We start from the raw sequence: 26,129 nt of genomic DNA on the forward strand, positions 1-26,129 counted from the left end.
TCTGCCGAAGCGGTGACATGGGTGTAAATTATACCCATATATTGGGGGACGGTTGATTGAAGCGAGCCCAAACGATGCGAAAGGTTTTGCGCCTGACGATACTGACAGGACTGTTCGTTGCAGGCATTGCGAGTGCAGCTTCAGCCGTCGAACTGCGCAACAGCCAGTATCTTCCCTCGTTGAAACCGAGCGGACCGTTGATTATCGGCGGTCAGGCAGGCGCGAATCGCACAGATCCGACCGCTCGCAACTGCTACGGCTCAACGCTTTGCCGGGAGAGTGGAACTTATATTACCGAGCACGGCGTATTAAACTACAAGAACGGCGACGCACTGCAATATCGACGCACGATGCAGCCGCCAACCGCCGGTGCGCGACCAAGCAGCAATCATATCCAGTGGTGCTCGAACCGCTATCGCAGCTACCGGACATCCGACAACACATTCCAACCGCTGGCTGGTCCGAGGACTGGCTGCAATTCGCCATTCCAGTAGGAAAAAAGCCGGGCCTGCACCCGGCTAATTACTCCCACGAACTCAGGCTGCAACAGATTTCGTATGGGTCCGTATCAACCGGCCTAGCCGTTTGATACCTTCATCAATCATCTCGTCGTTGGCGCAAGAATAGCTGAGACGCAATGTATTGACACCACTACCGTCGGCAAAAAATGCCCGCCCCGGAACAAACGCCACTTTCTCGCTATCAATGGATGCAGCGAGCAATGCGGCACCATCCATACCTTCGGGCAGCGTGACCCAGATGAACATACCCCCTTCAGGTTTCGTCCAGCTTGCGGTCTCCGGCATATATTTCGCTAGCGCTTCGAGCATCTTGTCGCGACGGTGCTTATAAACCTTGTGCAGCTTTGCCACCTGAACATCAAAGCCATTGGTCGCGACACGTTGAATAGCGATCTGGTTGATAGTGGACGAATGAAGATCAGCAGCCTGCTTCATGAGAACCAGCTTGCGAATAACAGGCTTCGACGCAACCACATAGCCGACGCGCAACCCCGGAGCCAGCGTCTTCGAGAAAGAGCCGCAATAGATGGTACGGGTTTTCTCTATGTCACCACCGTTTCGGGCAATATCGAGCGCCAGGATCGGCGAAATCGCATCGCCATTGTAGCGAAGATACTGATAGGCGGCATCTTCGATTACAGGAATGTCAAGTTCGTCCGCCTGGCCGAGCAATTTTTCACGACCTGCAAGATCGACCGTTTCTCCTGTTGGGTTGCTGAAATCGGCAGACAGATAAGCGAACTTCACCTGACCACCAGCTTTCTTGGCGGCTTCGGCGTAGGACGCAGGAGTACGATTGCCATTGATCGCCAGCGTATCGTAGTTCGGCTCATAAGCGTTAAAAGCCTGCAGTGCGCCAAGGTACGTAGGCGCGGTCACGAGCGCCGTGTCGGCGGGCGACAAAAACAGCTTGCCCAGATAATCAAGAGCCTGCTGCGAACCCGATGTGATGAAAACATTGTCTTCCGTGCAGGGAATGCCGATCTTCGCAAGCTCACTGACGAGCCAGGTGCGCAACGGCTTATAACCTTCCGAAACGGAATATTGCAGCGCAGCATTAGCCTCAGGGCCGGTAAGAATATCCTGATAGGCCGCCTGGAATTCCTCGTGCGGGAAAAGCGCCGGATCAGGAATACCACCCGCAAACGAAATAATATCTGGACGTTCCAGAAGCTTCAATAGTTCGCGGATTTCCGATGCGCGCATACGTTTCGAGCGCGTTGCAAAAACATTTTCCCAGTCCAACACGGGAAATCTCCTCAATTAGACTATCCGTACATCTTACGGAACTTGTAATAGCTAAGTCTCCTCAAAACTTCGCTATTGGATGTGAAGCTCTAGCGCAATTTTCGGCAGACGAGAACAGCTTTTCCCATGCTTCTATGGAATAAAGATATTCGGAATTGTTTTGGCCTTAAAAGTGCACGAAACGAAAAAACTGGCGCAGGATTCGCGTTCTTTTTGTTCGCAACATGCTCACGATTGACCTCGTCAAAACGCACTATGAATGAAGGGGGCGTAAGAAACGCCCCCTCTTTTCAAGCTTCGCAGAGTTTCATAATCAGACGATACTCGGCTCTTGCGCCCGCAGGCGACCAGAACCTGAAGCTCACTGATTTTAGTTGCGAGCCTTGTCGACCAACTTGTTCTTTTCGATCCAAGGCATCATGGCGCGCAACTTGCCGCCGACTTCTTCGATCTGGTGAGCATCGTTGAGACGACGGATACCCTTGAAGCGAGCACCGCCTGCCTTCCACTCCTGCATCCAGTCCGACGTGAACTTGCCGGTCTGAATGTCTTTCAGGACGCGCTTCATTTCAGCCTTCGTTTCGGCAGTGATAATGCGCGGGCCGGTAACGTATTCGCCCCATTCGGCAGTGTTCGAGATCGAGTAGTTCATGTTGGCGATGCCACCTTCGTAGATCAGATCCACGATTAGCTTCATTTCGTGCAGGCACTCAAAGTAAGCCATTTCCGGCGCATAACCGGCTTCAACCAGAACTTCAAAGCCGGTGCGGATCAGTTCGACAACGCCGCCGCAAAGAACAGCCTGTTCACCGAACAAGTCAGTTTCGCACTCTTCCTTGAAGGTGGTTTCGATAACGCCTGAACGACCGCCGCCAACGCCCGAAGCGTAGGAGAGAGCCAGATCATGCGCATTGCCCGAGGCATCCTGATGAATGGCGATAAGGCACGGAACGCCGCCGCCCTTCTGGTACTCGCCGCGAACCGTATGGCCCGGGCCTTTCGGTGCGATCATGACCACATCAACCGATTTCTTCGGCTCGATGAGGCCGAAATGCACATTGAGGCCGTGAGCGAAAGCGATAGCTGCGCCATCACGAAGATTGTCGTGAATGTGCTCTTTGTAGATGTCAGCCTGCAGCTCGTCAGGGGTTGCCATCATCATAAGATCAGCCCACTTGGCGGCATCGGCAACGTTCATCACTTCAAAGCCGTCAGCCTGTGCCTTCTTCGCGGTCGCAGAACCGTCACGAAGGGCAACACGCACGTTGGCGGCGCCGGAATCCTTGAGGTTCAGCGCATGGGCGCGGCCCTGGCTGCCATAACCGACGATAACCACCTTCTTCGACTTGATCAGGTTAACGTCTGCATCCCGATCGTAGTAAACGCGCATTTCCTTTTTCCCTTCGTTCAGATTGTTCTTCGGCTTTCTTGCGTCCACCGATGTGATTAGGCCCCGTATAGGGCAAAAAACTGCTTGGTGGCGCGCCGGGCGTCCCGGATGACCACGTCGTCAGTCAGTTCCAGACGGTCGCCAAGCAGCAACCGTATTTGCATGTCCCGGACGACAAGTCCGAAAAACGTGCGAAATGCCTCATCTATATCGTCGAAGACCAGCAAACGGGCCTCCTGCCCCATATGAAGAATGGGCTTGAGGCGCTGTGCCATGGCCACCGGACCGTTAGCCAGAACGATATCACCCAATGTCGATTTGCTGGACGCTGCATGGCTCACAGCCAGTCGGTTCAGGGCAATCGACGTTTTTCCCGACAGCACCAGCAGCCAGTCACGTGCAAAATGCTCCAGACTAGAGAAAAGAGATTCCGCGTCCAGCTTCTCACGGGTCAGTGGCACCACACGGACCTTGGATGCCTGCCAGCGAACCATCGCCGTCAGCAAGCCATCCCGATCACCAAACCATTTGTAGAGGCTTTCCTTCGAGCAGTTGGCGGCACGCGCAATGCTTGCCGTCGTCAAAGCGCGGTCTCCGCCTTCCACTAGAAGGCGCAACGCCTGCTCCAGAACATCGTTCTGACGCGGCGAAAGAGCCTGCTGCTTCTGAGCCTGCAATTCGTCGCTGTTATCAGTCACGGGTCTTTCCTCCACCTTGTACCGTACGGTACGGTTCCTAATTCATAATTGCTGTCTCATCAGCGGTCAAGCATGTTTTCGAGAATTGCAATCGACTCCCGCAAAAGTAACTTTCATCGAAACATGTGCAAAAAAGCGCTTTCCCGAAAACGGAAAAGCGCTTTTTAAAACTGTCATTCAGGCGTGTTTACAGATTTACCTGCGTTCCAATTTCCACCACGCGGCCAGTCGGAATCTGGAAATATTCTGTCGCGTCGGAAGCGGTTCGGGCGAGCAGAATAAACAGCTTGTCCTGCCAGAGCGGCAAGCCTGAATGGGCAGATGCTTTGAGTGACCGGCGAGACAGGAAGAAAGATGTCGTCATGATGTCGAACTTCCAGCCAAGCTTGCGACAGATGCCAAGTGCTCGCGGAATGTTCGGCTGCTGCATATAGCCGAAAGTGAGCGTTACCTGCATAAAGCGCTCGTTATATTGGGAGACACGTGCGCGATCAGCACTGGAAACCCATGGCCTTGAGGCGGTCACGACCGTTAGTATGACGTTGTTTTCGTGCAGAACCTTATAATGTTTCAGGCTGTGCATGAGGGCGGTTGGAGCACTTTTTGGGTCGCCGGTGAGAAACACTGCCGTGCCCGGAACGATGGTTGGCGGGCGCTTGGTCATCTGCTGGACGATGAGATCAAGCGGCACTTCAGCCTTGCGGGTCTTGTTAAAGAGATGCCGCGTTCCACGCACCCACGTCCACATAATGAGGACGAGTACGGCAGCGATACTGATCGAAGCCCATCCGCCCTCATGGACCTTGATGATATTCGCGCCGAAGAACATCACGTCAATAACGAGAAAACCCAGAATGATCGGCAGTGCGCGGCTCACACGCCAGTTCCAGATCCGGGTCATCACGATATAGAGAAGTACCGTGGTTACCAGCATGTTGCCAGTGACGGCAATGCCATATGCTGCGGCCAGATTGCTGGACTTCTCGAACCCGAGCACCAGAATAACCACCGCCAGCCCCAAAAGCAGGTTCACGCGCGGAATATAGATCTGCCCATGCAGCTTTTCCGAGGTGTGCTGGATTTCGAGACGCGGTAGAATGTTGAGCTGAACTGCCTGGCGCGCCACTGAATAAGCGCCCGTGATCACGGCCTGACTGGCGATAACGGTCGCCGCCGTCGCCAACAGAACAATGGGCAAAAGAGCAAAACTGGGCATCATCTGAAAGAATGGCAATGCCGCCGCTTCACCATGTGAAAGAATGAATGCAGCCTGCCCGAAATAGTTGAGCAGCAGACATGGGAACACGATCCACAACCATGCACGCACGATCGGCTTACGCCCGAAATGACCGAGATCAGCGTAGAGAGCTTCGGCGCCTGTCATTGCGAGGAACACGGCACCGACGGTGATGAACGCTACACTGGGACTAACTGTCAGGAAGCGCACCGCATAATATGGATTGAGCGCCACCATAACAGTCGGATCATCGAAAATATGCCAAAGGCCCGACGCGCCCAGCGCCAAGAACCACAATGCCATGATCGGCCCGAAGACAATGGCAACTTTTCCCGTGCCTAGCTTTTGCACCGAAAACAGTGTCACGAGAATAACGACAGTTATGGGAACCACGAAAGGCGTTAAGTCTGGTGCGACGATCTCAAGACCTTCCATTGCCGATAGAACCGAGATTGCGGGCGTAATAACCGCATCGCCGAAGAACAGCGCCGCACCGCAGATGCCCACGCCGAGGATCAGGTCAGGCCTCCCCTTCAGTGCACCTCTGACAAGAGCCATCAGGGAAAGGATACCGCCCTCGCCGTTATTGTCGGCACGCAGAACAAACAGCACGTATTTGATGGTCACAACCAGTGTAAGCGCCCAGAAGATCAGCGAAACAACACCCAGAATGTCGCTGCGAGCGAGAATACCATCACTTGCCGCTGCGTGGAGGGCTTCGCGAAAAGCATAGATAGGGCTAGTGCCGATGTCCCCGTAGACAACCCCCAGAGCGCCAAGTACCAAAGTCTTCATGCTCTCATTGTGCTGTTCGGTATCTTCTGCAAAAGCGGCGGTTTCAGAAGAACTGGAAGCAGGCACAGCGGCCTCTATCGGCGTATCTTTGCCATTTAGCTCGCCGCTCATGTGCAGGCACCTCGCAACTTCCTGAAAAGATTCTGGCCGGAATCACTGGGTATCGAATTGAGATAAAGAACGTATTCGCACAAAGTTGCGAAATGCAGCATTGTTGCCGTACCATTGCCCAAATCAGCGTTAAACATGCTGTTAGTGCTGGTTGAACCCGGCAATCCGCTCGAACGCAATATCAACAGACTTGCCATGGCACGGAAAGCAGAGTCAGAAAACTGCTTCAATGCTTCCCTCATACAATCGCGCCCCCAGCGCATATGAATAGTGGCGGACGCCTAAAGCTTGCCTCGTGCGATTGCAATTGCACTTTTTGCACAGCTTCCATCTTAGCTATGCATTAAACGCATTGGCCGACACGCTGCGCAAGGGCTGAGATGTAGCGACTGACCGTTACCGTCATTCCATACATCAATGCATCGGCTGTCAATCCGTGCCCAATGGACACCTCTCTCAACTGCGGAATACGTTTCACCAGTGCAGGCAGATTGTCTACTGTCAGATCATGTCCGGCATTAACAGCGAGGCCTAGCGCCGCGGCTGCATTTGCAGCCTCTTCCAATCGATCCAACTCGCGTGCCGCAGCGGCGGGGTCATCGTAGGTTGCACCATAAGGGCCAGTATAGAGCTCGACACGATCCACACCGATAGCCGCAGCGCTTTCATAACCTAGCGGGTCGGGGTCGGCGAACAGCGACACCCGCATTCCACCGGCTTTCAGACGGGCCACAATTGGAGCCAGGAAGTCAGCCTTCGACACAAAGTCCCAACCATGATCCGACGTCGCCTGGGTTGGATCATCGGGCACCAGCGTCACCTGTTCCGGCTGATGCTTCTCCACCAGATCAAGGAATGCCTCGCTCGGAAAGCCCTCTATATTGAACTCTGCCTGCGGAAATTCGTCGTCAATCAAAGCGCGTATATCACCAAGATCGGAAAACCGGATATGACGCTGATCGGGGCGCGGATGCACTGTCAGTCCGGCAGCACCGGCGGCAAGAGCGACACGACCCAGGCCGGTAACACTTGGCCATGGCAAATCGCGCCGGTTTCGCAGCATCGCAACAGCGTTGAGATTGACCGATAATTTCGCAGGCATTGGAGACTCCCGGATGAATATTCCGCTTTATAACGCCTGCCATGAAAAAATGTGAGTGTTTTGCCGCCACACCACATCCGCAATCCCCAATCATGAAATAAGCGCACAACGCTCGGGGTTTGCAGAGTTCTCCAGTTCGCATCAATTTGCGGTGTGACGCAACCATTGCCCTAGCTTCGACGTTTAAATCTGATCACTAATGGAGGTCTATAATGCGAAATGAAGACATACCCGTCATTCGCCGCATTCCAACGAACCGGGAAGACGTTTTCGCTTTTGCAATCGAAGGACATCTCGACGATGCGTCATTGGAAAACCTCTACGGCCTTCTCGACGCAGCTTACGAAACGCACGAAGAAATCGACCTCCTGATCCGTCTGACCGGCTATGAAGGGGTCGATTGGACGGCTGCCTTCTCCGAGAGCATGCTCTCCATACGCGCAAAGTCCCTCAAAAAACTCCGCCACTATGCAATCGTCGGCGGCCCCTTGTGGATACAGGCCAGCATAACGCTCATGCAACCTTTCCTCTCCATCGAACTTCGTGCTTTCGAAGCAGACGAGGAAAATGAAGCCTGGGAATGGCTCGGTGCCCGACCGACCGACGAATAGTTATTTCACAATAGTCAAACGTTCAGCCGCACGCGTGATCGCTGTGTAAAGCCAACGCTCGCGCGTATCACGAAACGCAAAACTTTCATCGAAGAGCACGACTTCATCCCATTGGGAACCCTGCGCTTTGTGGACTGTCAAGGCATAACCGTAATCGAAATCGTCGTAGCGCTTTTTGGTCTGCCACGGAATTTCACTGTCGGGGTCTTCAAACTGTGCCTTTAGCAGCTTGATCTTTGCCACACCGCGATCATCATCCTCCGGCGCAACCAGAAGATTGATGCCGGGCTTCACCGTTTCCTTAGAAGAAGTCATTACCTTCCAAAGCGAACCATTGAGAAGCCCCTTCGCAGGATCGTTACGCAGGCAGACCAGTTTATCTCCGGCCTGCGGGTAATCCGCAGTAAAACCTTTCAGCTCCCGCAAGCGCTGATTGTAGCGACGCCGTGTCCGATTGGTACCAACGAGCACTTGGTCAGCAGACAGCACCATTTCCTGATTGACGTCGCTTTTTCCGATAACCTTCGCAGCACCATAGTCACCATAGGGAAGTTCACGGCCTTCCCGCACATCAAGCGCCATCCGGATGATCGGATTGTCCTGTGCCTGGCGATGTATCTCGGTCAGAAGATAATCCGGCTCGTGCTCAGTGAAAAAACCACCGCCGGAAATTGGAGGCAACTGTCCGGGATCGCCGAGAACGAGGATCGGAGTGCCGAAGCTCATCAAATCGCGCCCCAGTGCTTCATCAACCATGGAACATTCGTCCACGACGATCATCGCCGCCTTGGCAACAGGGCTTTGCCGGTTAAGCGAGAAGGTTGGTGCAATGGAAGTCTTGCCTGTCGTTTCGTCCTCAATCGCTTCTTCACCACGCGGGCGATAGATCAACGAATGGAGCGTGCGGGCATTGCTGGCGCCTTTAGAGCGCAACACCTGTGCCGCTTTGCCGGTAAAGGCGGCAAATTGCACATCGCCATCCACATGCTCGGCGAAATAGCGGGCGAGCGTCGTCTTGCCCGTACCCGCATAGCCGAACAATCTGAAAATGGGGCTACGACCGCCTTTAAGCCATTGTCCGACGGCCTTCAGCGCCTGATCCTGTTCCGGTGAAAACTGCATGATCTTTTCAGACAGGATTCGCTGCCTGAAAACAAGATCAAACCGTGATCAAACGCTTGTGCTAACTAACGCGGCAAATCTGTCGAGATCGACATTGCCGCCACTGACGATCACACCCACACGCTTGCCTTTCAGCTTCGACGACATCTGTCGCGCACCGGCAAAAGCGAGACATCCAGTAGGTTCGACCACCATTTTCATCCGGCTGGCGAAAAATTTCATGCTTTCAACCAACTCATCATCGCGGACGGCTAGAATATCGCGAACGGTTTCGCGGATAATGGCAAAGGTGATGTCGCCGAGGGCTTGTGTCTGCGCGCCATCCGCCAAGGTCTTCGGCACGTCGATGTGGACTATTTTGCCAGACCGGAAAGATTGCTGCCCGTCGTTTCCCGCCTCCGGCTCCACCCCGTAAACATCACAGTCCGGCGACAGGGCTTTCGCGGCAAGGGCCGAACCCGCAAGCAGGCCACCACCGCCAAGACACACGAAGAGAGCGTCGAGCGGACCGGTTTCTTCGATCAACTCCTTGGTCGCAGTCCCTTGTCCGGCGATGATATCAGGATGGTTGAACGGCGGAATGAGGGTCAGCCCACCCTCGTCGGCCAGACGCTTCGAGATCACATCGCGGTCTTCTTCGTAACGGTTATAGGTGACAACCTTCGCGCCATAGCCTCGCGTTGCGTCAAGTTTCATGCGCGGCGCATCCTCAGGCATGATGATAGTCGCGCCAATACCGAGCAGTTTTGCTGCGAGTGCAATTGCCTGCGCGTGGTTGCCGGACGAAAAAGCCAGCACCCCTCGTGCCTTTTGCTCATCCGTAAACCGCGAAAGAGCATTGAAGGCTCCGCGAAACTTAAAAGCACCAATGCGCTGGAAGTTCTCGCATTTGAAAAAGAATTGCGCGCCGGTTTCACGGTCGATAGTTGACGATGTGAAGACCGGAGTATGGTGCGCGTATCCTTCGATCTGCTTTGCGGCTGAGATCACATCATCATAAGCTGGAAGCTGGTGCATCATTCGCCTCTTCATTCTTTATTTCAGCATCGGCCACAGGCTCAAAACGAGCAGCAAGGCCATGATAAGGTTGAACCATTTCAATCGAACAGGATCGGAAAGCCAGTTGCGCAGCAATGTGCCGAACCCTGCCCAGACCGAAACGCTTGGCAAATTCACAATCGCGAAGGCAGTGCTAACCAGAAGCACGGCGACATAGTAGTTCTCGTGATTGGCATAGGTGGCAATTCCTGTGATCGCCATGACCCATGCCTTGGGGTTGACCCACTGAAACGCTGCAGCCTGTAAAAAAGTCATCGGCTCAGCTTTATCCCGATGTTTTGCCTCTCCGATGGAACGCGACATGGCAATCTTCCAGGCAAGGTAAAGCATGTACGCGCCGCCGGCGAACTTCAGGATGGTATAGAATGATGGTACTGTCTCAATCAAAGCACCCAGACCAAAACCAACCGCCAGCAGCAATATGAAAAATCCGGCACCGATACCCAGCATATGCGGGATCGTACGACGGAAACCAAAGTTTACGCCTGATGCCAGAAGCATGAGATTGTTTGGTCCTGGCGTAACAGACGACACGAAGGCGAAGACAAGAAGCGCCAGAAAAATTTCAACAGACATAGGACAGCCCCAATTTATGGGGACAAATTAGCTCAATAAAAAACCGGCACAATCGAAACATTGTGCCGGTTTTCAAACATATTGTATCAGTTTTGTGGAAAACCCTTACATGCTTTCCGGACCGCGATTCATGGCTGCAACTCCCGTACGGCAGGTTTCAACCAGCCCCAGTGGCTTCATGATCGAGATAAACTGATCAATCTTGGCGGTCTTTCCGGTAATTTCCAAGATGAAATGATCGGTCGTCGCATCCACCACCTTGGCCTTGAAGGCATCGGCAAGACGAAGCGTTTCGGCCCTTGCCTCGCCTTTACCTGCAACCTTCACCAGCGCCAGTTCACGCTCGACAGGACGGTCGTGACCGAGTTCAAATGCGCGATGGCTGAGATCGACAACGCGGTGCACCGGAACAATACGAGCCAACTGATGGCGAATCTGGTCAAGCACGTGAGGCGTGCCGCGCGTCACGATTGTGATGCGCGAGAGATGCTTTTCATGCTCGGTTTCCGAAACCGTCAGGCTTTCAATATTGTAGCCACGACCGGAGAAAAGACCAATCACGCGGGCGAGGACACCCGGTTCGTTGTCAACGAGCACGGCAAGCGTATGGGTTTCCGGCGTTTGCGTTTCGGCTGCAATAAAATAGGCCGATCCGGAAGCTAGGTTCTGTGCATTCATGATTTTTTCTCCAGGATCAGACGAGCGCGCGGCCCTTGGCATCGATAGCGTTGGCGACTGCCTCATCCGTTGCTTCATCCGGCAACAGCATTTCATTATGCGCTTTGCCCGACGGAATCATCGGGAAGCAGTTGGCGAGATTTGCCACGCGGCAATCAAAAATGACCGGCTTGTCGATATCGATCATTTCCTGAATGGCTGCATCGAGATTACCCGGTTTGTCGCAGCGGATGCCATGCGCACCGTAAGCTTCGGCCAGCTTGACAAAATCAGGCATTGCCTCGGTATAGGAGTGCGACAGGCGGTTGCCATGCAGGAGTTGCTGCCACTGGCGCACCATGCCCATATACTGGTTGTTCAAGATGAAAATCTTGATCGGAGCATTATGCTGGATAGCAGCCGACATTTCCTGAATGCACATCTGGATTGAGGCATCGCCTGCAATATCGATAACCAGCGCATCAGGATGTGCGATCTGCACGCCGAGTGCTGCTGGCAGTCCGTAGCCCATCGTGCCGAGCCCGCCAGAGGTCAACCAGCGGTTTGGCTCGTCGAAGCCATAGAATTGCGCTGCCCACATCTGGTGCTGACCAACTTCAGTAGTGATATAGGTCTTCCGATCCTTGGTCAGTTCATAAAGCCGCTGAATTGCATATTGCGGCATGATAACGTCTTTGTTCGGCGCATAAGCGAGCGAATTGCGGGCACGCCAGCGATCGACTTGTTCCCACCACGCGCTGATAGCCTGCTTCTCCGGCTTTTTGTCAGAGGCGCGGAATTGCCGAACAATATCTTCCAGAACATGCGCGACGTCGCCAATTATCGGGACATCAACGCGAACGCTTTTGTTAATCGATGACGGGTCGATATCGATATGGATTTTCTTCGAGTTCGGAGAAAATGCGTTCAGACGCCCGGTGATGCGGTCGTCGAAACGGGCGCCGACGCACAGCATGACATCACAATCGTGCATGGTCATATTGGCTTCGTAGGTACCGTGCATACCGAGCATGCCGAGCCAGTTCTTGCCCGAGGCCGGATAGGCACCAAGCCCCATCAGCGTAGATGTGATCGGAAAATTGCTGATCTCGACCAGTTCGCGCAGCAGACGGGAAGCTGCCGGGCCGGAATTGATCACGCCGCCGCCAGAATAGATGACAGGCTTCTTCGCGTTGACAAGCAGTCGAACGGCATCCGAGATTGCCTGAGCATTGCCGTCGAGAGCCGGACGGTAGCTGGTGCGCGGCACCGTCTCTGGCGGCGTATAAATGCCCTTGGCGAACTGGATATCCTTTGGAATGTCAACAACAACAGGACCGGGACGACCGGTGGAAGCGACATGAAAGGCTTCATGCAGAATGCGTGCCAGATCGTTGACATCCTTCACCAGCCAGTTGTGCTTGGTACACGGACGTGTGATGCCGATAGTATCGCACTCCTGAAATGCATCGGAACCGATCAGCGTTGTCGGAACCTGGCCTGAAATGCAAACCAATGGAATAGAGTCCATCAGAGCATCCTGCAGCGGCGTGACTGCATTGGTCGCCCCGGGACCGGACGTAACAAGCATCACTCCGACCTTGCCGGTCGAACGTGCATAGCCTTCCGCAGCATGCCCCGCACCCTGCTCATGGCGGACCAGAATGTGTTGTATCTTGTCCTGTTGGAACAACTCGTCATAGATCGGAAGCACGGCGCCGCCGGGATAACCGAAGAGGCTCTCCACGCCCTGATCGATCAAAGCTTGAATGACCATTTCAGCGCCGGTCATTTCGCGTGGATTGCTTGCTTCCTGCGTTTCTGCGGCGTTTGCGTCCGCCTCACGTTTACCTGCAGTCATTGTTCTCTTCCCGTCGTCTGCATTTCATTTCTGATCTGGATAATAAAAAAGGCCCCCGAGGGAGCCTGTCTTTCGCGCATGGGAGCTTTCGCCGGATGGTTACACCATCCTGCCCATGCGCGCCCGTACCACAAGAATAATAATCGTGTTCATGGTCGCGGACACTAATAGCGGGATTTGGCGTCGTCAACGCATAAATGCGTCGCGCGTGATATTTTCTTAGGCTCAATCGCCCCAAACGATAACTTTATTTCAACAGAAGATTCTTATCCTGATGCAAAACCTCCTGTTGAAGTTTGGGGCGGAGTGGGCAGCATGAGCGAAATCCGGGACAGTTCCAACGGGCGGGGGCAGAGCGATTTTGTCCATCGCAACCGCACGGAAGGCTATGTTATCCAATGTGACGGCGAGAGCGCCATCGTCTCAGCAGTGTCAGGTCCTTCGTCGACCGCGTCTGACGATTATTGGACCGTAGGCCAGCTTATATCCATTCAGACAGGTAAAAGCCGCGTCGTAGGCCTCATCCGCAATGTACTTGTTCCCGGAGATATCTGGATACGCGGTGGTGACAACATGCTCCATGTCCATGTTGAGTTTCTAGGCGAAGTTCGCGTCCAGCCTGCCGGACAAACCACATTCAACAGCGGTATCTCGCAGTTCCCCCACCCTGGCGCGATTGCCCACCGCATCCGCGCCACCGATCTGGCTGCCATTTATGCACAAACCGGCAACAGCAGCGTTTCAATCGGTACGCTCACACAGGACGCGACCGTACCCGCCTACATATCGGTCGAAGATCTTATCTCCCGGCACTTCGCTATCGTCGGCACAACGGGCGTCGGTAAATCGAGTGCAGTCATGCTGTTGCTCCGCCGGATCGTCGCCGAAAAGCCTAATCTGCGCGTGCTTATCCTCGATCCACACAATGAGTTCGCGAGTGCATTTCCCGATCTGGCGGTGGCTGTCGATCAAACCAATATCGAACTACCATTCTGGATGCTGCGATTGGACGAGTTTGCAGATGTGATCTTCCGCGGTCGTCCACCGGATCCTGTAGAACTCGATATATTGCGTGATCTGGTCCAGCTTGCCCGCGAAAAAATGCAAGGCACTGATACGCCCGCCACGAAAACACTGCGACGACAGCTTGCCGACCGCCAAAGCGTCAGCGCCGACACGCCTGTCGCCTATCGCTTGGCTGACCTGATAGCCCTCATCGATGAACGTATGGGACTTCTCGACAGCAAGACGGAACGTCCCTATCTGCGTAGCCTCAAGGCTCGACTGGAATCGATCTCAGCCGATCCTCGCTTCCGTTTCATGTTCGCCGTAACTGGAGGCCCGGAAACAATGCGGCAGGCCATTGGCCGGATTTTCCGCATCCCGCAAAACGACAAGCCTATCTGCACATTTCAGCTCGCAGGCTTGCCATCCGAAGTCGTCAACGCTGTTGCTTCCGTCTTGTGCCGTCTGTCATTCGATATCGCTCTATCAAGCGAGGGTAGCTTACAGACGCTCGTGATCTGTGAAGAAGCGCATCGGTATATTCCCAGCGATCGTGAGGCAGGGTTCTGGCCAACAAGACAAGCCATAGCGCGAATTGCCAAAGAGGGGCGGAAGTACGGCTCCTATCTCGGAGTGATAAGCCAGCGCCCCGGCGAGCTTGATCCAACAATCCTGTCACAGTGCAACTCGATTTTTGCAATGCGCCTCGGCAATGAACGTGATCAGGAGATTATTAGGGGCGCTATTCGCGGCGGCGCGCAAAGCATGGCAGGCTTTCTTTCATCAATCGCCAATCGCGAAGCGATAGCCTTTGGCGAGGCATTCTCTACGCCGATGCGCCTTACATTCGAAACCATTCCCCCGCATCAGCTTCCAGGACGCAGCAAGAACGACAGTGCTCTTTCGAGCTGGCGCAGCGAGGGCAAAGTATCGCTCGACCGTATCGTTGAAAAGTTGCGCGCTTTTGAGAACAGTTCACAGGTGGAATCGGTGGACCACCTCGGAGACGAGGATAGTCTGTGGGGCAGTCCGGCTTCCACCAGTCGTGTGGGCTACTCACCGGCCGATGATTTTTCGCCCCCAGCAAGGCCGCAGGTATCACTCAGCCTTGATGCGAAGCAAAGCATTGAAAAGATGGGGGAACTGGTACGCAATTTTCGGAAGGATCGCGAGCGCTAAATTCACGCACAGACACGATTCCGCCCCATGTTCTTAGCGGCATAGAGCATTTTGTCGGCCCGGCGATAGAGATCCTTCGAGTTCTCGCGCCTGTCCCATATGGCAAGGCCAATACTGACAGTGACGCCAAGCTTTTCATCGCCCAGATCGATTTCGAGCGTCGATATGGCTTTGCGGATTCGATTGGCAAGTTTGATCATCAATTCCGCGTCCATGTTCGGCGCAAGGACTGCGAACTCTTCGCCGCCAAGCCGGGCAACGACGTCATGATACCGCGTATAGTCCTTGAGACACCGCGCCACTTCTTGCAGCACGATGTCGCCAATGTCATGCCCATAAGTGTCATTCACTGCCTTGAAGTGGTCGAGATCGATAATCATCAGCCCGACAGGTCGCTGGATACGGTCAAATTGAACCAGATATTCCTTCAGCGCCTCATCGAAATACCGCCTGTTCTGCATGCCGGTCAGGCTATCCGTCAGCGCGGCGTGTTCCAAGGTTTGCGATCGTTCGGATAGATCCTGCGTAATGACCTGCAACTTGCCGCGGTCCTGCGCATCGGTACGGATTTGCGGATAGATCAGGAACAGCCCGCAAGCGATGGTCGCAATTAGCACCCAGATTGTGACGTAACTCAACTGGTCAAGCCTCGACACGAGTTCAGAAGTACCCACATCAAGAGGCAACGCCTGCAATTGTCCGATGTCGACACGAGCTTGATAGACCAACAGCCCGATACCGAACATCAAAACAATCAGAATGAAAAATGCCCGCTCCGATTTATGGAATCGCATTGTTCGCGCCCGCCTCTCCTGTATCAAAGAGTGCCAGCGAGTTATTTCGTTGTCGTTAATTGAGCGAAGGCATCATCAGAGTTTGCGTGTACGTGCCACCGATCATCGAGCTGATTGCGAAACCAGGTTGACTGACGCTTTGCATATTGTCGGGTGGCGACGACCGAACGTTCAATGGCTGCTTCCCGCGACATTGAACATTGCAGAAATGCCGCGATCTCGCGTACACCAATGGCCTTCATTGCAGGCAATGCCGGGTCGAGATCAAGCGCCAGCAAAGCTTTCACTTCGTCAATCGCGCCATTGTCCCACATGAGAGCAAATCGCCGAGCAATGCGCTCGGAAAGCCATGTCCGGTCCGGCAGCAACACGACTTTGCGCGCGCTATCATCGTCTACCAGCACTCGCCCTTTTGTCTGCTGCCACCCAAGAAGTGACTTTCCAGTACCTTCAAAAACTTCCAGCGCCCGGACAATGCGCTGGCTGTCGAATGGTTGAAGGGTTGAAGCCATATCCGGATCACGTTCGCTGAGGAGCCGGTGAAGATTTTCTGGACCATCCGCCTCCATCCGTCCCCGCCAGTAGGCGCGAACATCACCTGGTATCTCTGGCATTTGTGACAGTCCTCCGAGCAGCGCTCTGAAGTAAAGCCCAGTTCCGCCAACAAAGATCGGGGGTCTATTTTTCATGACAGGTTGTGATAACAGGCTGGCTACGTCATCCAGCCATCGTCCGGTCGAATAGGATACCGACGGAGGAACATGTCCATAGAGATGATGTTCTGCGGCGGCAAGATCTGCCTTGTCCGGTCGCGCAGTCAGAAGATCAAGAACATCGTAAATCTGCATGGAATCGGTGTTCACGATGAAACCGCCAGTCTCACGCGCAATGCGAATGGCAAGTGCCGACTTGCCGCTGGCCGTCGGGCCAGCTATCAGGATTGCATTCGTGACCGCCCCTTCATTCATCGCCGGAATTGTTCTCCATGTCCCAACAGGTTTCTCTCGTCGCCACTTTGATTGCCAACCCGGCCAAAGCCTCGCTTGCATCAGCGCTTGGGATTAAAGCCTCAGCGGCAGTGAATGCAACCGGTCTCTATTGGCTGGCCGACAACATCGCCTGCGACATTCCGCTTCCATCGGGGATCAGCAGTGAAGAAGCCGAAACCCTGCTGCGCCGTTCGCTTGATGGCGCGCCGGTCGACGTCGTGGTGCAGGAACAGGAGCGCCGACGCAAGAAAATTCTGATTGCTGACATGGATTCTACGATGATTCAGCAAGAGTGCATCGACGAACTGGCAGAAGAAGCCGGGCTGCGCGAACATGTGGCGGCAATCACCGCACGTGCCATGAATGGCGAGATCGCCTTTGAACCGGCTTTGCGCGAGCGTGTGGCCTTGTTGAAAGGCCTGCCGCTCAATGTAATCGACAAGGTCATTGCAACCCGCATCACACTAATGCCGGGCGGGCCCGAACTCGTCCGCACTATGCGTAAACATGGTGCTTACACGGCGCTTGTGTCCGGCGGGTTCACCTCATTCACCCAACGTATTGCTGAAATGATCGGCTTCAACGAAGAGCGTGCAAACAGGCTGATCGACGATGGCATGCATCTGACTGGCCTTGTCACAGAACCAATTCTTGGCCGTGAAGCCAAAGTCGAGAAACTCGTGGAGATATCCGAGCGCCTTGGCCTCAAACCGGATGACGCAATTGCGGTGGGCGACGGAGCGAACGATCTCGGCATGATCAAGCTTGCAGGCACCGGCGTCGCACTCCACGCAAAGCCAGCGGTGGCGGCTCAGGCCAGAATGCGGGTTGACCATGGCGACCTGACTGCCCTCCTCTATATTCAGGGCTATCGAAAGACGGACTTCGTTCAATGATTATTCTGGAAACGCCACGCCTTATCATCCGAAACTGGGAGGATCGCGACCGCGACCTGTTCCATGTCCTCAATTCTGATGAAGAAGTGATGCGCTTCTTTCCCTTTCGCAGGAATCGCTCGCAATCGGATGAACTTTTCGACCACCTCCAGAAGATGATTTCTGAAACGGGCCTCGGCTTCTATGCATTGGAAGAAAAAGAACGTGGTCAGTGCATCGGCTTCGCCGGTCTCGCCCGCACCAACCTGGAACCGCATTTACCGGACGGCACGGTTGAAATCGGCTGGCGACTGGCCACTCCCTTTTGGGGCAAGGGCTATGTAACCGAAGCCGGCAAAGCGCTGATCGAATATGCTTTTGACGCTCTTGGCCTCTCGGAAGTGGTTTCTTTCGCCGTTCACAATAACGAGCGATCCACGGCTGTCATGCAGCGCATCGGCATGACCCGCGATCCGGCAAGCGATTTCGATCATCCTCGCGTGCCGGATGAAACTCCGCATTTGAAGCGTCACACAGTCTATCGCATTCAGGCAGACTGACCGGCCACCCAGCCCGAAGACCATGCCCACTGGAAATTATAGCCGCCGAGCCACCCGGTAACATCGACGACCTCGCCGATGAAAAACAGTCCGGGAACGGCTTTGGCTTCCATGGTCCTGGAGTCGAGATCGCGTGTATCGACCCCTCCAAGTGTGACCTCAGCCGTACGATAGCCTTCCGAGCCGGCGGGTTTGATACGCCAGTCGTTTATCGCGGCCTCAACACGACGGAATATCTTGTCGGATATATCCGCCAGATGACCAACCGCACCGATATCTTCGGCAACGGTCTGCGCAAGCTTCCTCGGAAGATAAAGCGCCAGAGCGGTCTGCAGTGCTTGCTTGCCGTTCTGTTTGCGCTGCTCGCGCAGTGCTTCAAAAATGTCAACTTTAGGCAGCATCGCAATGCGGATCTCATCGCCTTCCCGCCAATAGGAAGAAATCTGCAGGATCGAAGGTCCACTAATGCCACGATGCGTAAAAAGCATCGCCTCGGCAAAATCGGCTTTGCCGCAGGAGACAACGGCATCCACGGCAACACCGGCCAGCGGCTTTAGCCGTTCCAATGTGTTGGGTTCAAATGTAAGCGGCACAAGCGCCGGTCGTGTTTCGACAATCCGCAACCCAAATTGTGTCGCGATGTCGTAGCCGAATCCTGTCGCCCCCATCTTGGGAATCGACTTCCCACCACAGGCCACCACCAGCGATCGGCAGCCAACAGGTCCATCCGACAGTTGAAGTGAAAAGCCCTTCGCGGTTTTTTCGACCGAACTGACACTGCAACCAAGCTTCAATCGCGCGCCGTTGCGCTTCATTTCTCCGAGCAACATTTCAATTATCTGCAACGCCGAGCCATCACAGAAAAGCTGGCCAAGCGTCTTTTCATGGTAGGCGATACGGTGACGCTCCACGAGCGCAATGAAGTCGCGCTGCGTGTAGCGACTCATAGCCGAAATACAGAAGTGCGGGTTCTGCGAGAGATAGTTCTTCGGGCTTGCATAAAGATTGGTGAAGTTGCAGCGACCGCCGCCCGATATGCGTATTTTCTCACCGGCAGCTTTTGCATGATCCACTACCAGCACGGAACGTCCGCGTCTGGCCGCCTCGATGGCGCACATCATGCCTGCCGCGCCAGCGCCTATGACCACAATGTCGACTGTTTCCAACTAACCCTACTCCAAATGGCGCCGGTCCATAGCACACCGGACGATAATGAAACAGAAGGCCACGCCATTTTGTACGGCAACTGATGAAACGTTCGAATCTCTTTATGCAGCTCTTGCGCCAAGTGTTTCAAACCGCAAAACAAAACGGCATTGCAGATTTCCCTGCAATGCCGTTTCCGCGACAGGTATATTTCAGAATCAATTGAGACGGACAGTCACAAAACGCAGCTCTCCCGACCGTGAGGCCAGCATAATGAGCGCATTCTTGCGTCCTTCGCGGCGCAGGGCATCAATACGTTTCTTAACGTCCTCTGGTGTCTTCACATTCACCTGTCCTACATCGACGATAACATCGCCGGTTTCGATACGTTTCTCGCCCGCGGCAGAGCCTGGAGAAACATACAGGATAGCAACCCCCTCCACATCTTCTGCAATGCCAAACTCTCCGCGAACATCGTCATTCAGTTCGCTGAGCTTCATTCCAAGCACGCTCGGCGCAGCATCGCTTTTCTGTTCCTTTTTCGGCGTATCCGGTGTTTGCGTACCTTCGTCATCGCCCTCGCCCTCAGGCAAAGGAGCCTGATCTTCAGCCGCAGCTTCGGTGCTCTTATCGTCTTCAACCAGGCGCCCGAGCTTGACTTTCACTGTCTTTTCTTCGCCCTGACGAATAACGACGATCTCGACTTCCTTGCCGACCGGGGTTTCAGCAACGAGCCGTGGCAGATCACGTGCGGTTTCGACGGGCTTGCCTTCATAGCGGATCACGACGTCACCGGCTTCAATAGCCTTGTTGTCAACGCCGGAATTCTCGATCAGACCGGCAATCAGCGCACCCTTGGCGTCCTTAAGTCCCAAACTCTGGGCAATATCCTCTGTTACAGGCTGGATACGTACACCAAGCCAGCCGCGACGAACCTCACCGAATTCCTTGATCTGGTCAATCACGCCCACAGCCATTTCGGCGGGGATAGCAAAGCCGATACCGATAGAGCCGCCCGACGGCGAGATGATTGCCGTGTTGATGCCGATCACCTTGCCGTCCATATCGAACAGTGGCCCACCGGAATTACCCCGGTTGATGGCCGCATCGGTCTGAATGAAATCATCATAGGGACCAGAATTGATGTCGCGCTTGCGGGCCGAGATAATGCCCGCTGTTACCGTTCCACCGAGACCGAACGGATTGCCAATTGCAAGAACCCAGTCGCCGATACGCGCCTTGTCCGAGTTCCCGAACTGTACAGCCTGCAGCTTGTGCTTGGCCGGGTCTACCTTCAGCACGGCCAAATCGGTCTTGATGTCTTTTCCAATCAGCTCCGCTTTCAGCTTGGAGCCATCGTTAAAATTGACTTCGATCTCATCCGCATCGGCAATCACGTGATTGTTCGTGACGATAAAGCCCTTTTCGGCATCTATGACGAAGCCGGAACCCAGCGACTGGACCTTGCGTGATTCCTCACCTTGCACACCGCCTTTGTCACCAAAAAAGTCCTTGAAGTATTCCTGGAACGGAGAACCTTCCGGCACTTGCGGCATCGGCACCGCGCCGTCATCTTCGCCGTCGTCCTTGACGGTCTGGGAAGTCGAGATGTTCACAACCGCATCCAGCAGCCCTTCGGCCAGATCGGCAACGGAAGCTGGTCCCTGCGCCGCGATTGCCGAAGGCACGCCTATCGAAAGAGTTCCAGTGACGGTCATCGCCCCCAATGCCACGGTTGCGAAAAGGGTGCGAGCAAATCCCGCTTTTGGTGCAATTGCCATGAAGCCCTGCTCCGTTCCTGTCTGCTTGCAGTCGTTTGATTAGCGATAGATATACTAAGGCTTAATTGCTGCAAAATACGGCCTGTTTACGGCCCCGCATAGACTACAGACAACAATTAACGGGAGGAAAGTGGCTTATCCCCTGACAAGCCAGACAATGCCGACGCCGATTGCTAGTGCTGCAATCCCGGCAATGCGCAACATGTTCTCCGGTGCTTCGCTTGCATCACGGGCAAGCTTCTTCGCCAAAGAAGGAAAGCCGCCGTAGAGCAGCCCTTCGAGAACGAAGAGAAGACCTACGGCGGCTAGAAAATCGCTCATGAGCGTTTGACCCGGATACTACTGGGCAGGCGTTGCCAGCTTCCCGCCAGCATCACGGAAGAACTTGAAGAACTCCGAATCCGGCGAGAGAACCAGCGTTGTATCCGGTGTTTCAAGGGACTCACGATAAGCGGACATCGACCGGTAGAAGGCAAAGAAGCCAGGATCTTTGCCCGCAGCGGCAGCGAAGATTTCACTGCGCTGTGCATCGCCTTCACCGCGGAGGATTTCCGATTCTTTACGCGCTTCCGCAATCGTTTCAACGACCTGACGATCAGCGACAGCGCGTATACGTTGGGCGGCTTCACGGCCACGGGCACGCAGACGCTCCGCTTCAGCGAGACGCTCGGCCTTCATGCGGTCATAAGTCTGCTGCGATACTTCGGCCGTCAGATCGGTACGACGAATTCGTACGTCGGCGATGGTCAGACCAAGAGACGTCGCATCGGGACGAAGCTGGTCTCGCACTTCGCGCATCATATCTCCGCGCTCTTCCGAAAGTGCTGCTTCGAAACCGCGCTGACCATAGACACCACGCAGAGCAGCATCGAGACGCGTACGAAGACGCTGTTCGGCAAGAAGAGTGCTGCCCGAAACGGTTTCGCGGAACTTACGGGCATCGGTAATGCGGTAGACGAGGAATGCGTCAACGTCATAGAACTTGCCGCCCGAAACCTGAACGCGGATATCGTCCAGATCAAAGCGTAGGAGGCGATCATCGATCAATTGCACCGTATCTGCATCAAGAAAACCGAAAGGCAGCTTGAAGTAGATACCCGGTTCTGTTTTCACATCCACGATCTGACCAAAACGAAGCACGATAGCCTGCTGACGCTCGGATACGATGAACGTGGCGGAGTAGATCAGGAAAGCGATGACGGCGATAATGCCGCCAATGATTGGGAGCCTGTTCTGAGCCATTACTGGTTACCTCCGCTCGGGGTCGTCGTAGTCGCATTCACGCCTGGGCGTGGCTGCTGGCGCATGAGTTCATTCAGCGGCAGATATGGCACGACATCCTTTCCAGGCTCGACAATAACTTTCTTGGTGCTCTTCAGCACCTGTTCCATGGTTTCGAGGAACAGACGGTTACGCGTCACTTCCGGCGCCTTCTGGTATTCACCCAGAACAGAGCTGAAACGTTGCGCCTCACCTTCCGCATCCTGAACGACACGGTTCTTGTAAGCGGCGGCCTCTTCGCGAAGCTGTGCTGCTTCACCGCGAGCCTGACCGAGCTTCTGATTTGAATATTGGTTCGATTCTTCTACGAAACGATCTTCGTCCTGTTCGGCACGCTGCACTTCATCGAAGGCGTCAGCGACCTCACGTGGCGGCGAAGCATCCTCGATAGAAACCGCATTGATCTGGATACCGGCTTTATAAGTGTCGAGCGTCTGCTGGACGATGTCGCGAACGCTCGACGCGATTGCCGAACGGTTATCGCGGAAAACGTCCTGAGCGGGACGACGACCAACGATTTCACGAATCGCGCTTTCAGAAACCTGCTGTACCATCGCATCGGGACTGTCGACGTTGAAAAGATAAGCGCGTGGATCAGATACGCGGTAGAGTACAGAGAACTGAACGTTGACGATGTTCTGGTCGCCCGTCAGCATCAAGCCCTGCGTGGCACTCCGGTTGCCCTGACCACCGATATTAATCTGCTTTTCGACGATCTGCGCCTTTTCATAGGTTTCGATTGGCCACCAATGGAAATGCAGGCCCGGCTCGGACACCTCGTCCTTCGGCTTGCCGAAGCGCAGTTCGACAGCCAGTTCATCCGGCTGCACGGTATAGACCGACTGGAAAAGCCAGAAGCCGACAACTGCCGCACCAATAAGGAAAAGAATGCCGCGATTGCTGCCGCCCTTGCCGCCACCGCCGGGGAAGACCTGCTTCAGGCGATCTTGTCCTTTTCGCAGAATATCTTCGAGATCAGGCGGGGTGTTCTGGCCGCCACCGCGTGGGGCTTTCGGTCCTTGTCCCCAAGGGCCGCCATTATTGTTGTTGTTATTATTATCGCCGCCACCGCCCCATGGGCCGCCGCCGCCGTTCTGATTACTCCAGGGCATCCTCACCTCTCGTCCAGGCGACGGGAAAGCGAGCTGCCCACTCCCGTCATCAACTAATGTTTCCGTTTTATAGGCATCGGGAGGTCCGCTTTCAACGCGAAGACGACAAAATTCGTGAACTATGCTTTACACAGCACGTTTTTCGTACACGAAATAGCGCGTTGGGTGACTATCCTTGTCACCGGCGGGCACATCTTCCTCAGACACGACGCACCAAACTTGCGGATCGATTTCCGGAAAATGCGTATCTCCATCGATCTCAGCCAGAACGCGAGTCAGATGAATGCGACCCGCAAGAGACATGGCCTGCGCATAGATATTTCCACCGCCTATGACGCAAATCTCTTCCACCGCGAGGTCAGTAGCCAGCTTTTGCCCAAGTGCAATTGCTTCATCGAGAGAGCCGACAATGCTCGCACCTTCTGCTTGAAATTGCTTGTCTCTCGTCACCACGATATTGGGTCGTCCCGGCAAGGGACGCCCGATGGATTCCCAGGTCCGCCGTCCCATGATAACAGGCTTCCCGAGCGTCAATGCCTTGAAACGCTTGAGATCAGTTGAGAGCCGCCACGGCATGTCATTGTCGCGACCAATGACACCATTTTTGGCGGCAGCAACAACGATCGAAACTATCGGGCTGTTTGCGCACATTATGGACCTCAGACCGCAATAGGAGCTTTGATGGTCGGATCAGCTTCATAACCCTCAAGCTGGAAGTCCTCGAAACGGAAGGCAAAAAGATCCTTCACGTCCGGATTGATCCGCATAGCCGGTAGTTTCTTTGGCGTCCGGGCAAGCTGTAAACGCGCCTGATCAAAATGATTAGCGTAAATATGCGCGTCACCCAGCGTATGGATGAACTCTCCGGGCTTCAGCCCGGCAACCTGTGCGATCATCATTGTCAGCAATGCATAGGAAGCTATGTTGAACGGCACCCCCAGAAAAATATCCGCCGAACGCTGATATAGCTGGCAGGAGAGCTTTCCGTCCGCAACATAAAACTGGAAAAGACAGTGACATGGCGGCAGGGCCATTTCATCGACCAGCGCCGGGTTCCAAGCCGATACGATCAGACGCCGCGAATTGGGATTCCCATGCAGCATCTTCAGAAGATTCGAGATCTGATCAATGTGACGGCCATCCGGCGCAGGCCAGGAGCGCCATTGATAACCATACACCGGCCCGAGGTCGCCATTCTCGTCGGCCCATTCATCCCAGATCGAGACACCATTCTCCTTCAAATAAGCGATATTCGTATCGCCTTTCAGAAACCAGAGCAGCTCATGGATGATCGAGCGAAGATGCAGCTTCTTGGTCGTGAGAACCGGGAAGCCCTCTTCCAGATTGAAGCGCATCTGATAGCCAAAAACCGACCGTGTGCCGGTGCCCGTGCGGTCGCCACGGTCGAGACCGGTATCCAGCACGTGTTGAAGGAGGTCGAGATAGGTGCGCATGGGGGATATCCAGAATCCGATTCGTTTTGAAACCACTATAAAGAAAAAACCCCGGCGTGAGACACCGGGGTTTCGGATTCACGAGATCGCTGTGGATCAGAGGCTGCCGAGTTTCCCGAGCTGTTTTGCAACCAGATAATAGAAAGTGACGCGATTTTTGTTGCGGTCACCCTTCATGACTTCAGCAACATGGGCAACCACTTCGTCGCCCTTCGCTTCGTCATCGACGCCGAGTTTCTTGGAAACCCAGTTGGTGCGGACGCGCTTCATTTCTTCCGGGTCCGTTGCCGAAACGAGCGAGGAATCGCGATTGCGCAACGCAATACCCAGATGCTTGACGATCTTGTCGACTACAGCTTCATCGGCACCGGCATCGTAGCGACGGACATCCGCGAGATATTCACTCATATATCCACTCTCCTTCGAATGGGGTATCAGCACCCCGTTTCAGCCACGGAATCCAGCTAGATATGAATTTACTTGCCGACCCCGATATGCTGCGAGGATTTACCAGCAAATGCAGGCTGTCAATGAAAAATGAACACAAGGGCCGGTTGTCGGGAGCCTATTGGCAAAACCCATTAAAAGCTGCGCCCCCTCTTCCAATCACGATCAACCGCGCCTATATACGGCGTGTCGGCGCAAGCTGACTATGGTGATAAACGGACGGTGTAATAAACCCATTGGACCCGGGGGCGGTACCCGGCGCCTCCACCAGAATACAGATCATCCTATCGGTTTGTATTGTGGCGGGGGCGAAACAGGATCGACAAGGGTGTAAAGATCGCTCTTTTACTCGGCATGATACCACCGTTATCGGGTCAATTGAGTAGTTGCAAATGACAACAAAGCTCAGGGTTATGCTCTCGCTGCCTAATGGCGGTGCGGGAAACCCACTCTAAAGTCCTTAGGGTTAGCCCCTTAAGGCGGGGTTCGGAGGCACCTGGCAACAGAAGCCTCCACTT

At 54.5% G+C, this 26,129-nt stretch carries 25 protein-coding genes and 1 other RNA gene; 6 read left to right on the plus strand and 20 right to left on the minus strand.

What is annotated here, in order from left to right:
• Positions 1 to 74: 74 nt before the first annotated feature.
• The gene (locus FJQ48_RS17530; RefSeq protein ID WP_139976192.1) at positions 75 to 494 is read left to right on the plus strand and encodes a BA14K family protein; all 420 of its coding nucleotides are present in this window, start codon (positions 75 to 77) and stop codon (positions 492 to 494) included.
• 42 nt (positions 495 to 536) lie between these two features.
• On the opposite strand, the gene FJQ48_RS17535 is transcribed toward FJQ48_RS17530, so the two are convergent.
• The 5 genes from FJQ48_RS17535 to FJQ48_RS17555 all read right to left on the minus strand — a co-directional run bounded on the left by FJQ48_RS17535 (position 537) and on the right by FJQ48_RS17555 (position 7,102).
• On the minus strand, positions 537 to 1,769 hold the full coding sequence (locus FJQ48_RS17535; RefSeq protein ID WP_139976193.1) for a PLP-dependent aminotransferase family protein: 1,233 nt from the start codon (positions 1,767 to 1,769) through the stop codon (positions 537 to 539).
• Positions 1,770 to 2,139: 370 nt separating this feature from the next.
• Positions 2,140 to 3,159 carry a ketol-acid reductoisomerase gene (gene ilvC / locus FJQ48_RS17540; RefSeq protein WP_139976194.1) on the minus strand — a complete coding sequence of 340 codons (1,020 nt, stop codon included), beginning with the start codon at positions 3,157 to 3,159 and terminating at the stop codon, positions 2,140 to 2,142.
• 56 nt (positions 3,160 to 3,215) lie between these two features.
• Positions 3,216 to 3,857 carry a TetR/AcrR family transcriptional regulator gene (locus tag FJQ48_RS17545; protein ID WP_139976195.1) on the minus strand — a complete coding sequence of 214 codons (642 nt, stop codon included), beginning with the start codon at positions 3,855 to 3,857 and terminating at the stop codon, positions 3,216 to 3,218.
• Positions 3,858 to 4,044: 187 nt separating this feature from the next.
• The gene (locus FJQ48_RS17550; protein ID WP_139976196.1) at positions 4,045 to 6,000 is read right to left on the minus strand and encodes a potassium transporter Kup; all 1,956 of its coding nucleotides are present in this window, start codon (positions 5,998 to 6,000) and stop codon (positions 4,045 to 4,047) included.
• 343 nt (positions 6,001 to 6,343) lie between these two features.
• Complete coding sequence (locus tag FJQ48_RS17555) at positions 6,344 to 7,102, minus strand: pyridoxine 5'-phosphate synthase (RefSeq protein WP_139976197.1); 759 nt, start codon at positions 7,100 to 7,102, stop codon at positions 6,344 to 6,346.
• A gap of 212 nt (positions 7,103 to 7,314) precedes the next feature.
• Between FJQ48_RS17555 and FJQ48_RS17560 the strand changes: the two genes are divergently transcribed.
• Positions 7,315 to 7,713, plus strand: a complete 399-nt coding sequence (locus tag FJQ48_RS17560) for an STAS/SEC14 domain-containing protein (RefSeq protein WP_139976198.1) — start codon at positions 7,315 to 7,317, stop codon at positions 7,711 to 7,713.
• Here the strand turns inward: FJQ48_RS17560 and FJQ48_RS17565 are convergent, their stop codons facing one another.
• The 5 genes from FJQ48_RS17565 to FJQ48_RS17585 all read right to left on the minus strand — a co-directional run bounded on the left by FJQ48_RS17565 (position 7,714) and on the right by FJQ48_RS17585 (position 12,988).
• On the minus strand, positions 7,714 to 8,835 hold the full coding sequence (locus FJQ48_RS17565) for an ATP-dependent RecD-like DNA helicase (protein ID WP_139976199.1): 1,122 nt from the start codon (positions 8,833 to 8,835) through the stop codon (positions 7,714 to 7,716).
• A 48-nt stretch (positions 8,836 to 8,883) separates the two neighbouring features.
• On the minus strand, positions 8,884 to 9,852 hold the full coding sequence (locus tag FJQ48_RS17570) for a threo-3-hydroxy-L-aspartate ammonia-lyase (RefSeq protein WP_139976342.1): 969 nt from the start codon (positions 9,850 to 9,852) through the stop codon (positions 8,884 to 8,886).
• Between the two features lie 18 nt (positions 9,853 to 9,870).
• Positions 9,871 to 10,470 carry a LysE family translocator gene (locus tag FJQ48_RS17575; protein ID WP_139976200.1) on the minus strand — a complete coding sequence of 200 codons (600 nt, stop codon included), beginning with the start codon at positions 10,468 to 10,470 and terminating at the stop codon, positions 9,871 to 9,873.
• A gap of 105 nt (positions 10,471 to 10,575) precedes the next feature.
• Entirely contained in the window at positions 10,576 to 11,148 is a 573-nt protein-coding gene (ilvN, locus tag FJQ48_RS17580; RefSeq protein WP_139976201.1) for an acetolactate synthase small subunit, read from the minus strand.
• Between the two features lie 16 nt (positions 11,149 to 11,164).
• Positions 11,165 to 12,988: an acetolactate synthase 3 large subunit gene (locus FJQ48_RS17585; RefSeq protein WP_139976202.1), complete on the minus strand. Its 1,824-nt coding sequence runs from the start codon at positions 12,986 to 12,988 to the stop codon at positions 11,165 to 11,167.
• Between the two features lie 315 nt (positions 12,989 to 13,303).
• Between FJQ48_RS17585 and FJQ48_RS17595 the strand changes: the two genes are divergently transcribed.
• Positions 13,304 to 15,172: an ATP-binding protein gene (locus FJQ48_RS17595; RefSeq protein WP_139976203.1), complete on the plus strand. Its 1,869-nt coding sequence runs from the start codon at positions 13,304 to 13,306 to the stop codon at positions 15,170 to 15,172.
• A gap of 2 nt (positions 15,173 to 15,174) precedes the next feature.
• Here the strand turns inward: FJQ48_RS17595 and FJQ48_RS17600 are convergent, their stop codons facing one another.
• Both FJQ48_RS17600 and miaA read right to left on the minus strand, forming a co-directional pair.
• Positions 15,175 to 15,966 (minus strand): GGDEF domain-containing protein, encoded by a 792-nt coding sequence (locus FJQ48_RS17600; protein WP_139976204.1) that lies wholly within the window; start codon positions 15,964 to 15,966, stop codon positions 15,175 to 15,177.
• A gap of 41 nt (positions 15,967 to 16,007) precedes the next feature.
• Positions 16,008 to 16,934, minus strand: coding sequence for a tRNA (adenosine(37)-N6)-dimethylallyltransferase MiaA (miaA, locus tag FJQ48_RS17605; RefSeq protein WP_139976205.1), 927 nt, complete (start codon positions 16,932 to 16,934; stop codon positions 16,008 to 16,010).
• Positions 16,935 to 16,951: 17 nt separating this feature from the next.
• Between miaA and serB the strand changes: the two genes are divergently transcribed.
• Both serB and FJQ48_RS17615 read left to right on the plus strand, forming a co-directional pair.
• Positions 16,952 to 17,851: a phosphoserine phosphatase SerB gene (gene serB / locus FJQ48_RS17610; protein WP_139976206.1), complete on the plus strand. Its 900-nt coding sequence runs from the start codon at positions 16,952 to 16,954 to the stop codon at positions 17,849 to 17,851.
• Positions 17,848 to 18,390 (plus strand): GNAT family N-acetyltransferase, encoded by a 543-nt coding sequence (locus FJQ48_RS17615; RefSeq protein ID WP_139976207.1) that lies wholly within the window; start codon positions 17,848 to 17,850, stop codon positions 18,388 to 18,390. The genes serB and FJQ48_RS17615 overlap by 4 nt, the downstream gene beginning before the upstream one ends.
• Here FJQ48_RS17615 and FJQ48_RS17620 read toward each other — a convergent pair.
• From FJQ48_RS17620 to FJQ48_RS17655, 8 genes are all read right to left on the minus strand, one after another.
• Positions 18,378 to 19,556, minus strand: coding sequence for an NAD(P)/FAD-dependent oxidoreductase (locus FJQ48_RS17620; RefSeq protein ID WP_139976208.1), 1,179 nt, complete (start codon positions 19,554 to 19,556; stop codon positions 18,378 to 18,380). The two genes, FJQ48_RS17615 and FJQ48_RS17620, sit on opposite strands and share 13 nt — an antisense overlap.
• A gap of 198 nt (positions 19,557 to 19,754) precedes the next feature.
• Positions 19,755 to 21,317 (minus strand): Do family serine endopeptidase, encoded by a 1,563-nt coding sequence (locus FJQ48_RS17625; protein ID WP_139976209.1) that lies wholly within the window; start codon positions 21,315 to 21,317, stop codon positions 19,755 to 19,757.
• Between the two features lie 135 nt (positions 21,318 to 21,452).
• A complete protein-coding gene (locus FJQ48_RS17630; protein WP_139976210.1) occupies positions 21,453 to 21,638 on the minus strand; it encodes a DUF2065 domain-containing protein in 186 nt (61 codons plus the stop codon).
• Positions 21,639 to 21,656: 18 nt separating this feature from the next.
• Positions 21,657 to 22,559, minus strand: coding sequence for a protease modulator HflC (locus tag FJQ48_RS17635; protein WP_139976211.1), 903 nt, complete (start codon positions 22,557 to 22,559; stop codon positions 21,657 to 21,659).
• Positions 22,559 to 23,710, minus strand: coding sequence for an FtsH protease activity modulator HflK (gene hflK, locus FJQ48_RS17640; protein ID WP_139976212.1), 1,152 nt, complete (start codon positions 23,708 to 23,710; stop codon positions 22,559 to 22,561). Before hflK ends, FJQ48_RS17635 begins: the two co-directional genes overlap by 1 nt.
• A 126-nt stretch (positions 23,711 to 23,836) precedes the next feature.
• Positions 23,837 to 24,361: a dihydrofolate reductase gene (locus FJQ48_RS17645; protein WP_139976213.1), complete on the minus strand. Its 525-nt coding sequence runs from the start codon at positions 24,359 to 24,361 to the stop codon at positions 23,837 to 23,839.
• Positions 24,362 to 24,369: 8 nt separating this feature from the next.
• Entirely contained in the window at positions 24,370 to 25,164 is a 795-nt protein-coding gene (locus tag FJQ48_RS17650; protein ID WP_139976214.1) for a thymidylate synthase, read from the minus strand.
• Between the two features lie 96 nt (positions 25,165 to 25,260).
• A complete protein-coding gene (locus tag FJQ48_RS17655; protein ID WP_139976215.1) occupies positions 25,261 to 25,572 on the minus strand; it encodes a DUF2853 family protein in 312 nt (103 codons plus the stop codon).
• A 188-nt stretch (positions 25,573 to 25,760) separates the two neighbouring features.
• Here FJQ48_RS17655 and ssrA point away from each other — a divergent pair.
• Positions 25,761 to 26,128: a transfer-messenger RNA gene (gene ssrA, locus FJQ48_RS17660) on the plus strand.
• Position 26,129 lies beyond the last annotated feature (1 nt).

Source organism: Ochrobactrum sp. CGA5 (assembly GCF_006345815.1).
Classification (GTDB): domain Bacteria; phylum Pseudomonadota; class Alphaproteobacteria; order Rhizobiales; family Rhizobiaceae; genus Brucella.